14 protein-coding genes are annotated in these 12,505 nt (G+C 40.9%); 4 read left to right on the forward strand and 10 right to left on the reverse strand.

Going from position 1 to position 12,505, the window contains the following annotated elements; translation table 11 throughout:
- The first annotated feature begins 2 nt into the window (after window positions 1–2).
- Window positions 3–629 (forward strand): TetR/AcrR family transcriptional regulator, encoded by a 627-nt coding sequence (locus MTN96_RS26115; protein ID WP_024031928.1) that lies wholly within the window; start codon window positions 3–5, stop codon window positions 627–629.
- A 42-nt stretch (window positions 630–671) separates the two neighbouring features.
- Here MTN96_RS26115 and MTN96_RS26120 read toward each other — a convergent pair whose 3' ends face one another.
- From MTN96_RS26120 to MTN96_RS26145, 6 genes are all read right to left on the reverse strand, one after another.
- Entirely contained in the window at window positions 672–1,775 is a 1,104-nt protein-coding gene (locus tag MTN96_RS26120) for a HupE/UreJ family protein (protein WP_248533175.1), read from the reverse strand.
- Window positions 1,772–2,800 (reverse strand): tetratricopeptide repeat protein, encoded by a 1,029-nt coding sequence (locus MTN96_RS26125; protein ID WP_248533177.1) that lies wholly within the window; start codon window positions 2,798–2,800, stop codon window positions 1,772–1,774. Before MTN96_RS26125 ends, MTN96_RS26120 begins: the two co-directional genes overlap by 4 nt.
- 56 nt (window positions 2,801–2,856) lie before the next feature.
- Window positions 2,857–3,369: an Ig-like domain-containing protein gene (locus MTN96_RS26130; RefSeq protein WP_126009051.1), complete on the reverse strand. Its 513-nt coding sequence runs from the start codon at window positions 3,367–3,369 to the stop codon at window positions 2,857–2,859.
- A gap of 10 nt (window positions 3,370–3,379) precedes the next feature.
- Window positions 3,380–4,972: a DUF4331 domain-containing protein gene (locus MTN96_RS26135; protein WP_248533179.1), complete on the reverse strand. Its 1,593-nt coding sequence runs from the start codon at window positions 4,970–4,972 to the stop codon at window positions 3,380–3,382.
- 377 nt (window positions 4,973–5,349) lie between these two features.
- Window positions 5,350–6,033 carry an anti-sigma factor domain-containing protein gene (locus MTN96_RS26140; protein WP_024031923.1) on the reverse strand — a complete coding sequence of 228 codons (684 nt, stop codon included), beginning with the start codon at window positions 6,031–6,033 and terminating at the stop codon, window positions 5,350–5,352.
- Window positions 6,030–6,554 (reverse strand): sigma-70 family RNA polymerase sigma factor, encoded by a 525-nt coding sequence (locus MTN96_RS26145; protein WP_248533180.1) that lies wholly within the window; start codon window positions 6,552–6,554, stop codon window positions 6,030–6,032. The genes MTN96_RS26140 and MTN96_RS26145 overlap by 4 nt, the downstream gene beginning before the upstream one ends.
- Before the next feature lie 457 nt (window positions 6,555–7,011).
- Here MTN96_RS26145 and MTN96_RS26150 point away from each other — a divergent pair, with 457 nt between their 5' ends.
- Entirely contained in the window at window positions 7,012–8,631 is a 1,620-nt protein-coding gene (locus MTN96_RS26150) for a diacylglycerol kinase family protein (protein ID WP_248533182.1), read from the forward strand.
- Between the two features lie 38 nt (window positions 8,632–8,669).
- Here MTN96_RS26150 and MTN96_RS26155 read toward each other — a convergent pair whose 3' ends face one another.
- Window positions 8,670–8,978: a VF530 family DNA-binding protein gene (locus tag MTN96_RS26155; protein ID WP_004588743.1), complete on the reverse strand. Its 309-nt coding sequence runs from the start codon at window positions 8,976–8,978 to the stop codon at window positions 8,670–8,672.
- Between the two features lie 54 nt (window positions 8,979–9,032).
- Window positions 9,033–9,335, reverse strand: a complete 303-nt coding sequence (locus MTN96_RS26160; protein WP_121638438.1) for a DUF1496 domain-containing protein — start codon at window positions 9,333–9,335, stop codon at window positions 9,033–9,035.
- A gap of 117 nt (window positions 9,336–9,452) precedes the next feature.
- Here MTN96_RS26160 and MTN96_RS26165 point away from each other — a divergent pair, with 117 nt between their 5' ends.
- The gene (locus MTN96_RS26165; RefSeq protein WP_004588741.1) at window positions 9,453–9,686 is read left to right on the forward strand and encodes a TIGR02647 family protein; all 234 of its coding nucleotides are present in this window, start codon (window positions 9,453–9,455) and stop codon (window positions 9,684–9,686) included.
- Here the strand turns inward: MTN96_RS26165 and maiA are convergent.
- Together maiA and hmgA are read right to left on the reverse strand one after the other, a co-directional pair.
- A complete protein-coding gene (gene maiA, locus MTN96_RS26170; protein ID WP_248533184.1) occupies window positions 9,683–10,312 on the reverse strand; it encodes a maleylacetoacetate isomerase in 630 nt (209 codons plus the stop codon). The genes MTN96_RS26165 and maiA overlap by 4 nt on opposite strands.
- Before the next feature lie 5 nt (window positions 10,313–10,317).
- On the reverse strand, window positions 10,318–11,616 hold the full coding sequence (gene hmgA / locus MTN96_RS26175) for a homogentisate 1,2-dioxygenase (protein ID WP_248533186.1): 1,299 nt from the start codon (window positions 11,614–11,616) through the stop codon (window positions 10,318–10,320).
- A 415-nt stretch (window positions 11,617–12,031) separates the two neighbouring features.
- Between hmgA and MTN96_RS26180 the strand changes: the two genes are divergently transcribed.
- Window positions 12,032–12,457: a MarR family winged helix-turn-helix transcriptional regulator gene (locus MTN96_RS26180; protein ID WP_248533188.1), complete on the forward strand. Its 426-nt coding sequence runs from the start codon at window positions 12,032–12,034 to the stop codon at window positions 12,455–12,457.
- Window positions 12,458–12,505: the final 48 nt, after the last annotated feature.

A 12,505-nucleotide genomic window follows, 5' to 3' on the forward strand; every position in this document is an offset into this window, starting at 1 on the left:
TTATGAGCACGAAAGCTAAAAGGCATATAGACCCAGCATTAGCACAAGCTAGGCGAGAGCAGGTGCTTAGTGCTGCCTCAGAGTGTTTTAAACGCAAGGGATATCATGGCGCAGGCATGGCCGAAATATCCCGTACGGCAGGCATGAGCGCTGGGCATATATATAACTACTTTGAAAGCAAAGAGGCAATAATTGAAAGTATTATTGCTAAAGACATGGAAGAAATGTTTTCTATCTTTCAGGAGTTTGAAGATCACCCAGGTGATGTTCTGCAAGCGCTTATAGATGGCTTAAACATTGGTGTACAAAGGCATATGGATACCGGTGCCTGTGTGGTTGATTTAGACATGATGGCGGAAGCGGGTCGCAATAGTAAAGTGGCCTCGCTTTTACGAGATATGGATATTCAAGCACGGGGGCGCATGCGCCAACTACTCACCAGTGAACGTAGTGCACTTAAAGACACTGATGAACACGAACTTGAAAGCCGCATTAACGTTATTTTTTCGATGATGGCGGGGTTACTGCTTCGTAAGATGCTCTACCCTGAACTCACCGAAGAAACGGTGTTAATCGCGCTAAGGCCTGCGATGAAAACCTTGCTAATGCCGTTTGATAAAACCAAGTAATAGAAAACTAAAAAGCGAGTCAAAAGGCTCGCTTTTTTAATGCTAAATGCGCTCTGCGCACCACAATAGTGCCATTGCAGCGATAGCAAGGGAGCCAATTGGCATCACCCATTTTATGTAAATAGGTTTATTGCGCATGGTTAGTAACACCGGCAGTGCAATACACAGTATACTCAGCTGCCCAAGCTCTACACCTAAGTTAAACGCTAAAATGCTGAGCAATTGATAATCGCTCGAGAGCCCAAGCTCACCCAGTACACTGGCAAAGCCCATTCCATGTAACAAACCAAACGCAAAAGTAAGCCAGCCAAGGCGTAATATAACCGGCCATACATTGTTTAAAGCCGCAAATAATACCGAGATTGCAATACCTAGCTCTACCCAGCGGCTACTTGGCGAAACAAGATTAAGAGCCGTAGCAGTAAGGGTAAGTGAATGCGCAAGGGTAAACGCAGTCACGATCCACGCAGTGTGCTTAATAATGTGCTTTTTACTTACTATTGCCTGCCAGTGACTTTCAGTGCGTGTTAAAACACAGGTTAAAAGTAGTGCGACTAAAAATAAAATATGGTCAATGCCAATCCAAATATGTAACACGCCTTGATAAACATATTGGTTAAAGGTCGTTAAATAACTCGATTGCTCAGTGGTAAAAGTGTGTTGTTGCTCATCTATAGTGAAAACCCGAGAAACCTGATTTACATTTACAATAACTTTGTGGTTTGCGTCTTGGTTAAAAAAAGCGCGGTACGTTAACGTTACATCTGCATCAGTGTTACAGCTAAAAACTAGCGGCAAGACTAAATATGCTTCATTAAAATGATTATCTAATTGGTAGTTATCGGTAATTGTTAATGGGCAAGTTTGCTCATTTTGTAAAACCGATAGAGTATTTTTGGCATAGCGATTAATAGCCGTCTTTTGTGATTTTAATTCGCCCCAGCTTATTTGGGTGTCTTGGTTAACATCAAGCGCAACTTGTTGTTCTAAATCGCTAATATTTATTTGCCATGTGCCTGTGTATTGCTTTTCGTTGTTGGTATTATCCAGCGAAATGTAGCTTGTGCTCAACTGATGTGCTTGCACGCTAAAGTTGGCAAATAGCGCAACTATAAATAAAACAAATAACGCGTTTATTTTACTCATAAAGAATCCCTAACCATCGTATCTGCTTGGCTTAGTAAGTGTTTATCTGTACTCATTTTTGCTTGCTGCCAATTTATATTTGCCCAGTATTGTGCCTTGGCTTGGTTTGCTTGTACATGAATATAGTAGTTAGCTAAGTCGTTGGCATGGAAGGTATCTTGGCGTTGTTCACGTAATTTTACGCGCTGTTGCATGAGCGGTTGCCACACCGTATTAGTGTGCTTATTACTGCGTTTTTCAGCTATGGCTAACTTGAGCAAAATAGCGTCTTCAAGCGATGAGTGGCTATTGGCAAGTTTACCGAGTGTATTAAGCACTTTTTCAGGGTTGTTTTGCTGCAGTTGAATATCGGCCCACAGCACAATAAGGCTCACCGGGGCTGTGTTTAAATCAATATTATTTATATGCTGCTGCGCACGGGTGAATTTATTGAGTCTAAACGCCATTTCGCTGAGCACATGTTTTGTCGCTAAGCTGCTGTTTTTGTTTTGCGTAAGCTTAACTAACGCGTGATAACTTTCACTCAGTTTGCCCTGTTGGCTTTGTACATCTAGCACACACGTGCTGGCCGTTAATAGGCTGGTGTTACCAATTAATGCCACACAATGGCGCTTAGCTTGTTCAAATTTGCCTTGTGTCATCAACATATTAGCGAGTAATAAATGGGTGTTTACATGATCTGGCTGGATTTTTAATACGTTATTAGCAACGTCTATGGCACGTGAAAACGCATGCTCCTTTTGAAGTACCCGTGCATATAAATAACCGGTTTGTGCAGTTGCAGAAGCGGTATATAGATTTTTTAAGCGTTTTTTTAATACACCTTGATAACGCTCTGTTTGGCCTATGTATTGGCTATTTAGCACCAGCGCAGTGAGTTGCTCAAGGGTTAAATTAGCACTTAATGTTGCATTGCTTGAGGCAATAATTGCGTTATCTTTTGGGGTAATTGGTTTTGCAAGCACGTTATTTACACACAGTGCAGCGCAAAAAACAAAGAGCATTTTTTTATAATGACTGCGCATTGTTTTATCCTCTTAAAAAAGCCATCCATGGCCATCAGCTTAATTTACTTACTGAGTTAGTTACCAGAAGCGCCCGATGAAATACCGCTTACGTCTGTGTCTGTATTGATAAAGACACGTCCGTTGGTAGATAGCGGTTGCGCAGTGGGGCTTTGGTTAAATGCATCGCTTGCAAATTGTGCAAAGTCCACTTGCAGTGCTTCAATGGTTATATTTACCGCTGCAGTCACTTGCTGGTTAACACCGTCTGATACACCAAACATAAAGCTGTCGCTACCGGTTGCTTCTTTGTTTGGGGTATAGGTAAAGCTGCCATCGCTATTTACTACAGCGTTACCTAATGTCGGCTGCGAAGTTAATGTGTATGTTAATGTATCGCCATCAGCATCGGTTGCCACTAACATGTCGTTAATTTCAACTTCTGTTTGTGTGGTTAGCATTGCATCACTAGCACTGGGCGCAGAATTTACAACCGGTGTGGGTTGTTTGTTATCATCATCACTGCTACACGCGCCTAGTGCCAAAGCGCATAACAATATACTGCTATGGGTAAGGTTTAAATTACGCATACGTTACTCCTTATTTAGAGCCTGCAAGTGGGGTGGCTAAGTATGGGAAAGTGGCATCCATCATGCTTGCATCAACTGGAGCACCATCAGTGAATGGCACTGTACCTACATCAGCATCCTCTGGTGTACATAGACCTAAGTCGGTGTCTTCACCATTTACAGGAATAGGGTGACATAAACGCCCCATTACCACGCGAAGTGCAATATCAACGACATCGTCACCTGGACGGCGCCCGTTTGGAAAACCTGCTAAATCATCACCGGCTACACCAAATGCAGACTGATCAGTTTGTGCTGTCGCTGCAATTGCAGTATTTAAACGTAGCATTTCTGATGGCGTTACGGTGGCTTGTTGGTTTACCCCTGCAAAACCAGTTAAAAATGCGGTGATTAAATCAGTACGTGGAAAGTTAGTTGGAGCAAGAGTTTCTAAATTAGCGCCAAGCGTGGTATTTACTGCATCTTTAAATAAAATATTTAACAGCTCTGGTAAAGACGGGTGCGAAACGTAATCTAAAAACTGTGCATCATCTTTAGGGTGAGCCGTTGAGAAGGTATCTTTGTCTTTAATACCAATAACAAGCTCATTAACTAATGGATTACCTAAGCGTGAAACCTGCGTTAATGCACCGCCATTTACCGCGTTATCTGCAAATTTAGCGTTAGGGTTTAAAATGCGTGCTTGAGGTAGGCTTGCTGTTGTCCATGAACCAATTACGCCGTTGCCTTCACCTACAATACAGCTTTTAGGCATTTCAACTGCAATTGAGGTAACGTTTTTATCTACGAGGTCGTCATTCTCACTGCTTTGTGTAATCCCTCCAGGGAAACCACCGCCATCCCCAGCACCTGGCGCACTATCACCTTCAACGGGAACGTAATTTACTAAATCGAATGTTTTACCTAAGTTAACGACAAATGGGTCTTTGCGCTGACCAACAAATACTTTGGCCATACTGTCACAGCCTGGTACCGAAACTTGATAAACAAACTGATCTGCATAGGTTTGGTAATCAGCCATTGAACCAAATGTTTTGTCACCAATATAATCAAGCGGTTTATTAAACGTGGTTGAACTGGTGGTGGTATTACTTAATGTTGTACTGGTACCTGTGCGTTGTGGACCGCTTATCATGCTGAGTGTGTATGACTCGCTAAAATTAGCGGCGCTATCATCACCTGCTGCTACACCACCAACGTTTTTAAGAGGTACAGATACAGTACGTTGATTATCTTCTGGGCCAACGGTTAATTGCACGCCTTGATTATCGTTTGGCAGCATACTGGTAAAATTAAAGGCAAAGGTAATATCCTCAACTGCATCACCGTCGTTATCAATATGAATACTGTAGGTTGCATCTGGGTCCATAGCAAAGTAGTTAGGGCCGCCGTAGGCATCTTGTAAAGGAATATAGTTGGCAATAAATGTAACGTAGTCGTCTCTGCCTGCTTCATAACTATTAAATACGTAAAAGTCGGTAGAGTCTAAGGTTGGAAAGCGGCTAATGTTCGGCGCTTCACGATGACTTGATGCCTCGCTAGAGGTGCTTACTAAGGTACTGCATACTACTACTGCGAGTATAGATGGAGTTAAAGCTTTCATGACTTTTTCCTTTAGTTTTGATTGGAGTCATAACTAATAACGAAGCAAAAAGCACAATGGATGCAAAAAAGTTAAATATTTTTTTATTATTGTTAATAAAGGGGTGTTTAACGTTCAAGATTAAATTTTCAGCAGGCTGTTTTGCATTTAGATAAGGAAGTGATAAGAGAGTGATAAAGAGGCTGAAGCGGTTTGGTTTTATACTTATTACAGGGGGTGTATGCAATTAAAATAACGCAGCAGGTATTGAGCACACAATATGATAAGCATCGCACTGCGATTAAGTCTACTTTAGTTTAATCAAATATTAATGGTTACCCAAGGTAAATAAAAAGGTTGGCCAAACAAAGTTTGACCAACCAGTCGCGTTTATTTAGTTATAAAATAACTAAATCTGTCGTGTACAGTACTTGTGTTGGTAGGCCGTTTGGCGAGCCACCTAAAGGCTCTAAGCTAACAGCGAGTAGGGCAATGTCTTGTGCCTTAAAGCGCGTGCCTTTGAGTAACTGTTTTTCACCGTTTTTAGGCAGTAGACCCAACGAAATTGGCGTGTCTTGCCCTTTTAAAATCATCCACAGCTCGTAGTCTTTATCGGTTTGCGCAACAAGTTTATCACTGGCTTTAACCGATAATGTTTGCTCATCTACGTTAATAAACCACAGTGATTGCTTATCTTGGTTTTGTACTAAAGCAATTTGTTGGCTGTATTGGGGCTGAGTTGTGGGCTGAATAACCAAAAATGCTAAGATAATACAGGCAGCTGTAGCTATAAATGACCAATTGCGCCATAGCGATGTGGCTGGTTTGATCACCGTTTTAACGGGTTGGTTGGTGTGTTCTAATGTATTTAAAATATTCTGCCACACTTGCGCGCTGGGTGTTTGAGGCGTAATTGCACTGGCTAAATCATTTAAATTTTGCTCCCACATTATAGTGGCTTCTCGGGCTTGCGGTAAGCTGAGCATTAAGCGTTGAAAACGTTTTCGTGCCAGGCCTTTTAAAGTACCTAATACATACTGCCCTGCTAAAGCATCAAGTAATTCTGGTTTATTATAATTCATAATGTTAAACACCTCTGCAACTGCTGCAAACCACGCCTGATCCAGCTTTTAACTGTGCCTAAGGGCGTTTCTATGTGATTGACTAACTCACCATGGCTTAGCCCTTTGTAATAGGCTAAATGAATGGCTTGTTTTTGTTGGGGGTCAAGTTGCTCAATACAATTAACAAGTTTGGTTTGTTCGTCGTAACTAACATCGACAGCTTGTTCATCGTATTCATCATCACCCATTGCCTGCTCTTTTCTGACCTTGTGATAACGCAATGCATCTAAGCTGCGGTATCTCACAATGCTTATCATCCAGCTAATAACTGTGCCTTTAGATGAATTGTACTCTGACGCGTTATGCCAAATTTTTATAAATGCCTCTTGCAGTACTTCTTCTGCGTGCGCGCGGTTTGACAGCATATTTAAACTAATCGCAAAAAGCTTTGTGCTTGTTTGCTGATACAAATCAGCAAACGCGGCTTTGTTACCCTGTGCTGTTTTACACAAAAGAGGAAGTAAATTGTCGTTTTCCATAAGGTTCCTGTTGTTTTTATTATTACCGAGGTGTGTTGGGCTTCGTGAATTAAAAATTGTTTTATTTAAGCGCAACTTAATCGCTTTGAAATAGAGATTAAACAGGCTGTTATAAATTTAACCAATAAAGATAAACACACTCTCAATAAACGTGTGAAAAGAGTGATTGGATGCAAAAACTTTTAAGCTGACATTTATATTAGCTGCTGTACACATTGAAACAAGTTTTAAATATAAACAGTTACCTTTGAGTAGTGAGAAAAAATGACCGATTACTGTGTAAAAAGAGCCTAATATGCGAATACAGCTAAAGCTAGCTACTTTTATTTATTTTATATCAGTTGCTTAGTGTTGTTTTTGTTCCTAAAAAACAACTTTTGTTGGCGTGTAAATTGCTACTACACTTATACACAGCTGTAAAAAAATGTGCCAAAACAGTAAAAATAAAGGAGAAAATATGTGGGCTGCAACGAGTTATTTAATTTTAGCGTTAATTTTTATATTTATAGGGTGGGAGGTTAACTCGGTATATTTTGCAGTGGTATTTTACTGGAGTGCATTGTCGTTAATTCTTGTCAGTGGTGCTTACATTTTTAATTTGGCGAAAATTTTTAGAAAGCGTGAAAATGGTGTTATTCCATTTTATATTCGCTGGGCATTTGTGCCTTTTTTACTGGGTGCTCAAATTTACAATGCGTATTCTCGCAAGCACGATAAAGTCCCTCCCATTCAAAAAATTAACGACCATTTATTTTTAGCATGCCGATTGTTCCCCTCTGATATAGATACGTTAAAAGAATACGGCATTACGGCAATATTAGATGTAACGTGTGAGTTTGATGGCTTAGAATGGAGCTCTACACAAGAAAATATTAGCTATTTAAATATTCCGGTGCTTGATCATAGTGTGCCTACCCATTCGCAATTAAACCAAGCCATTAACTGGATACATCATCATATTAAAGAAGACCGCCGCGTGGTAGTTCACTGTGCACTGGGCAGAGGGCGTTCGGTATTTGTTATGGCAGCGTATTTACTGAGCCAAGATAAAAACGCCGATGTTCACCAAGTGCTCGCGCAAATAAAAGAAACCCGCGAAACCGCAAATCTTAATAAGCATCAGCTTCGTCATTTAGCAAAGCGACATAAAAAGGGCGAGCTAGTTATTAAAAACAAAGCCGTTATTATTGCAAACCCTGTGTCGGGTACCAAAATGTGGCAAGACAAAGAGCATTTAATAGTGGCTAGGTTGTCGGCGTATTATGATTTAGAAGTATTAACCACCACCAAAGAAATAGACGGTATTGAGCTTGCTAAACAAGCCATTAAAGATAAGCCAGATATAATAATTGCCTGTGGCGGCGATGGAACCGTGACAGAAGTAGCAAGTGTGTTGGTAAACACTCAGTGCAAGCTGGGTATTATCCCAATGGGCACAGCCAATGCATTAGCGCATGTGCTTATGGGGATTAGCTCTAAAATCATTCCTGTTGAGCAGGCCTGCGATCTTATTATTGATGGGCAAACCCAAACAATTGATACGGCCTATTGTAATGACGAGCTTATGCTGTTGTTAGCTGGGATTGGTTATGAGCAATCAATGGTAGAAAAAGCAGATAGAGACTCAAAAAACGAATCGGGTCAGCTTGCCTATTTAAGTGGTTTTTTTCAGGCATTTAGTGAGCAAAAAGCGCAAACCCTTTATGTCACCCTTGATGATAATCAAACGCAGGAGGTAAATACAAATAGCTTTATTGTGGCTAATGCTGCGCCATTTACTACGTTATTAGCCCAAGGAGGTGGTCAGCCCGATCACGAAGATGGCCTATTAGACATTAATTGGCTGCTACCTAGTGATGAAAACACCACTCGCGTGTTAAGCATTGCTGAACTTATGTTTAGTAGTATTACACAAACGCATTTAGCAATTAGCTCGCATCATACCAACGCTAAAAAAGTAACGATAACCGCAGACGAAGAAATTAAGTATGTACTGGATGGTGAAATTAAAACAGCGGATACGCTTACTATTACAGTTGACCCCGCCTCGTTAAATGTAATTAGTAAGGAGTTATAAAATACAAAATGCACGTATTTAACGTGCATTTTTGTGTGTTACTTTTTAATGCTTGGCCAAACAAAACCACTGCTATCGCTTTGGCTGGCAGGCTTAGGGCGCTGAGCGCTTTTGGGTTTACGCAGCGGTTTGTTACTTAACGTATGTAAGTAGAGAGCTTCAACTTTATCGCGAGCCCAAGGGGTTTTACGTAAAAATTTTAAGCTTGATTTAATACTCGGTGAGTCGGTAAAACATTTAATGTTTACTTGCTCGCCCATGGCTTTAAACCCTAAGCGCTGCTCAAGCTCTACTAAAATTTGTTCTAACGTTACCCCATGAAGAGGATTTTTTGGTTGATTATCCATAGCCATACTACTTATTTAAACTGTGCGCATTGTAGCGTAAATCCTCATTTAGCGCTAATTGACCGTAATGGTTTTAGGCTTTGTGGGATAAACAATATTACCTTTTTTATCTAATTTTAGCCAAATTAGCTCACTGTTATTATGCTGCGGGTTTTTAGCAGCGCACACTAAGGTAAAAGAATGTACTTGCACCAGCGCGCCTTCACTATAACGTTTGTTGTCGTACCAACAAATATAACCATTATTAATAATCTCATTAGCGTCAATAATAGAATGCGTTTTGACTGTTTTTGCATAACTGCTAGGGGCTAAAGTGAACGCAATTAAAAAAATAAATAAAACCATAATATGGCGCATGAGCGACCTCGAATTTTGATAGTTTAAAAATAGTACACACGATTAAAAAACATGCTAGGGTAAGTAATAGCGTTAAACAACACTGACTTAAACACACAATTATAAAAAGGTGAACACATGCAATTTAATCAAACAATGATAGATGAATTTACGTTATTAGCTAAATTTCCACGTGAGAGCAAAATGCAAGGGATTAAGTTACATTCGGATGCTGAACCAAATTTATTAAGCGCGGCACAAAGGTTGTTTGATAAAGGCGTGATAGACAGCCCAGATGGCGGCTATTTAACCGAACTGGGCCTTGATTTAATAGAGCACGTGAGTGTTATTCACTGCGCATTAAAAAGTTAAACTGCATCGCGCTGATTTTGCGGCGCGGCGTCACTAAAAGCGGGTAATGCATTACAACGTGCATAAATGGCTGCAATTTTTGGATACGCAGCCATATCTACATTAAAACGCAACGCATTAAATACCTGTGGCACTAAACATATATCAGCGAGAGTGGGTGTATTGCCTACGCAAAACTCATTGTTTTCACTTAGCATCATTTCAATTTTTTCAAACCCAAGCTCTACCCAATGCCTATACCAGGCGGATTTAGCTTGCTCGTCTACACCCAATTCGTTACTTAAATACTTCAGCACTCGTAAATTATTTACTGGATGAATATCACATGCCACTGCATAGCTAATATTACGAATTTGCGCTTTTTGCCATGCAGTGCCATAAATTAACGGCGTTTGCGGATAGCTTTCATCTAACCACTCTAAAATAGCGAGTGATTGCGCTAATACGCCTTCGTCCGTTTCAAGAGCAGGAAGTAAACCTTGCACATTTTTATCTAAGTAAGGCTGCGCTAGCTGTTCAGATTTAAGTAAATTAACGAATTGCATATCATGCTCAATGCCTTTTAAATTAAGTGCTATGCGTACACGGTATGCGGCAGATGAGCGAAAGTAGCTGTATAGTTTCATTGTTATTATTCCTCGCCTGTAAAATGTTTTGTGATACTACGCCAGCACTGAGTGTAATTAGTTTGGCGCTCTTTTCCTTCAAGGGCATATTTAGTGGGCGATATTATGTAACGAGACTCTAACATAAAGGCCAACGTGTTCTCGTATTTTTGCGGTGCAAGCTCAGCGTTAGATGCTTTTTCGAATACCTCGGCTTCAGGCCCATGTGGCGACATACAATTATGCAAACTAGCGCCTCCTGGTACAAACCCGTGCTCTTTTGCATCGTAAACCCCTTCTATTAAGCCCATAAACTCACTCATAATATTGCGATGATAGTAAGGAGGTCTAAATGTATTCTCTGCCACCATCCAGCGCGGTGGAAAAATTACAAAATCTACATTTGCCATGCCTTCAGTGGCTGAAGGGGAGGTAAGTACAGTAAATATAGAAGGATCTGGGTGGTCAAAACTCACGGTATTAATAACATTAAAACGTGCTAAGTCGTATTTGTACGGTGCGCTGTTACCGGTCCAAGCAACTACATCAAAAGGCGAGTGTGTAATAGGGCAACTAAATAAATGACCGTTAAATTTAGTGACTAATTCAAAGCTACCTTCTTTATCTTCAAATGCAGCAACAGGGTATTTAAAGTCTCTGTCGTTGGCATAGCCATTTGCCCCGACGGGGCCGCGCTCGGCAAGTTCAAATGCATGACCATAGTTTTCACAAATGTAGCCACGTGCGGTTTCATCAATTAAATCAACCGAGAATTTAATCCCGCGAGGAATGACGGCAATTTCCCCCGGCTTTACTGTGAGCTTTCCGCATTCAGTGTGTAATAACAGTTCGCCATGCTGAGGCACAACCAACAGCTCACCATCGGCATTACAAAAATAACGCTCTTGCATAGAACTGTTAGCAACATAAACATGAATACCAATACCGGTTTGCCCATTGGCACTGCCATTTGCAGCCATTGTAATTAAGCCATCAATAAAATCAGTGGGCTTTGAAGGAATATCAATAGGGCTCCAGCGCATCATTGTAGGGGGCGTAATTGCTTCAGTTATAGGGGCTGTTCTTATTAGTGCGTTATCTATAGCGGTGTATTCACCTTGTACCACCGATGGACGAAGGCGGTACAGCCACGTGCGACGATTAGCGGCTCGCGGTGCCGTAAAGGCCGTGCTGCTAAATTGCTCGGTGTATAAATTGTACTTCACCTTTTGTGGGGTAAATTGCCCAACAGGCAATGCACCGGGTAGCGCTTCGGTTTCAAACTCATTGCCAAAACCGTTCATGTAGTTTATTTCGCTGGCCATATTTAGATCCTGTGAGAGAGACATTGTTTTATCTTTCTAGGGCCTGTTTATCTTTCGAGGTTGAATTTGCAGCAGTCTGTTTGGGAATTAGACAAGGCAGAGCCTATGCAGTGTGGTTGTTCCCCATAAATAGGCGATAACGTAGCATAAATGCCAAACAGGCGCTGCCCGAAGGGTTCTGCCTAGGGGCCATTTACTCTTTGTTGCTCGGTTTTTACTTAGCCCACTAGGTTACAAACCTCGCGCCGCGATTAAATGGCCCCTAGATTGAACAAATTTCAATCCTGAAAGGTCAACAGGCCCTAATTAGTTTAAAGTACTCTCAAGTGAGAGTAATTTCAAATGGGCGCATGTTTTAGCCTGTAAATAAAAATGCACAGTTTTCACAGTGTGTAAATGCGATGAGAAAGTAATAATGGAAATAGATCTAGAGCAGTTTTTGCCCTATCAGTTGAACCAAATGGCAAATCTCATAAGCGATGATTTTGCGCGTGTTTATCAGCAAAAATACAACTTAACCATCCCTCAATGGCGGGTGTTGGCAAACTTAGCACAATATGGCAAAAGCAATGCAAAAGATTTATGTACTCAGGCCAATATGGACAAGTCAACGGTTTCGCGAGTTATAAAATCATTGCTGCAAAGAGGGTATGTAGAAGCACAACTAAATCAGCAAGATAAGCGAGTAACGCAGGTTATGTTAAATGAGCAGGGCAATGCACTTTACAAGCTCATAGCACGTGATGCACAAAACTGGGAAAGGCAATTAGCTGAAAAATTTAGTAAGCAGCAACAAGTCCAATTGCTAAATTTACTAAAAGAGCTTAAAGAGGCCTTATAAAACCAAACCGCAATAATACTTAATCATTTTGAGGGGATAAATAGATCA

Source organism: Pseudoalteromonas sp. 2CM28B, assembly GCF_023161935.1.

What these genes read in the sequence shown, in the direction of transcription:
- MTN96_RS26130 (WP_126009051.1), bottom strand. Translation starts at nt 3,369, where the DNA reads ATGCGTAATTTAAACCTTACCCATAGCAGTATATTGTTATGCGCTTTG.
- MTN96_RS26125 (WP_248533177.1), bottom strand. Translation starts at nt 2,800, where the DNA reads ATGCGCAGTCATTATAAAAAAATGCTCTTTGTTTTTTGCGCTGCACTG.
- MTN96_RS26165 (WP_004588741.1), top strand. Translation starts at nt 9,453, where the DNA reads ATGCAATTTAATCAAACAATGATAGATGAATTTACGTTATTAGCTAAA.
- MTN96_RS26150 (WP_248533182.1), top strand. Translation starts at nt 7,012, where the DNA reads ATGTGGGCTGCAACGAGTTATTTAATTTTAGCGTTAATTTTTATATTT.
- MTN96_RS26160 (WP_121638438.1), bottom strand. Translation starts at nt 9,335, where the DNA reads ATGCGCCATATTATGGTTTTATTTATTTTTTTAATTGCGTTCACTTTA.
- MTN96_RS26140 (WP_024031923.1), bottom strand. Translation starts at nt 6,033, where the DNA reads ATGAATTATAATAAACCAGAATTACTTGATGCTTTAGCAGGGCAGTAT.
- MTN96_RS26145 (WP_248533180.1), bottom strand. Translation starts at nt 6,554, where the DNA reads ATGGAAAACGACAATTTACTTCCTCTTTTGTGTAAAACAGCACAGGGT.
- maiA (WP_248533184.1), bottom strand. Translation starts at nt 10,312, where the DNA reads ATGAAACTATACAGCTACTTTCGCTCATCTGCCGCATACCGTGTACGC.
- MTN96_RS26115 (WP_024031928.1), top strand. Translation starts at nt 3, where the DNA reads ATGAGCACGAAAGCTAAAAGGCATATAGACCCAGCATTAGCACAAGCT.
- MTN96_RS26135 (WP_248533179.1), bottom strand. Translation starts at nt 4,972, where the DNA reads ATGAAAGCTTTAACTCCATCTATACTCGCAGTAGTAGTATGCAGTACC.
- MTN96_RS26155 (WP_004588743.1), bottom strand. Translation starts at nt 8,978, where the DNA reads ATGGATAATCAACCAAAAAATCCTCTTCATGGGGTAACGTTAGAACAA.
- MTN96_RS26120 (WP_248533175.1), bottom strand. Translation starts at nt 1,775, where the DNA reads ATGAGTAAAATAAACGCGTTATTTGTTTTATTTATAGTTGCGCTATTT.
- hmgA (WP_248533186.1), bottom strand. Translation starts at nt 11,616, where the DNA reads ATGGCCAGCGAAATAAACTACATGAACGGTTTTGGCAATGAGTTTGAA.
- MTN96_RS26180 (WP_248533188.1), top strand. Translation starts at nt 12,032, where the DNA reads ATGGAAATAGATCTAGAGCAGTTTTTGCCCTATCAGTTGAACCAAATG.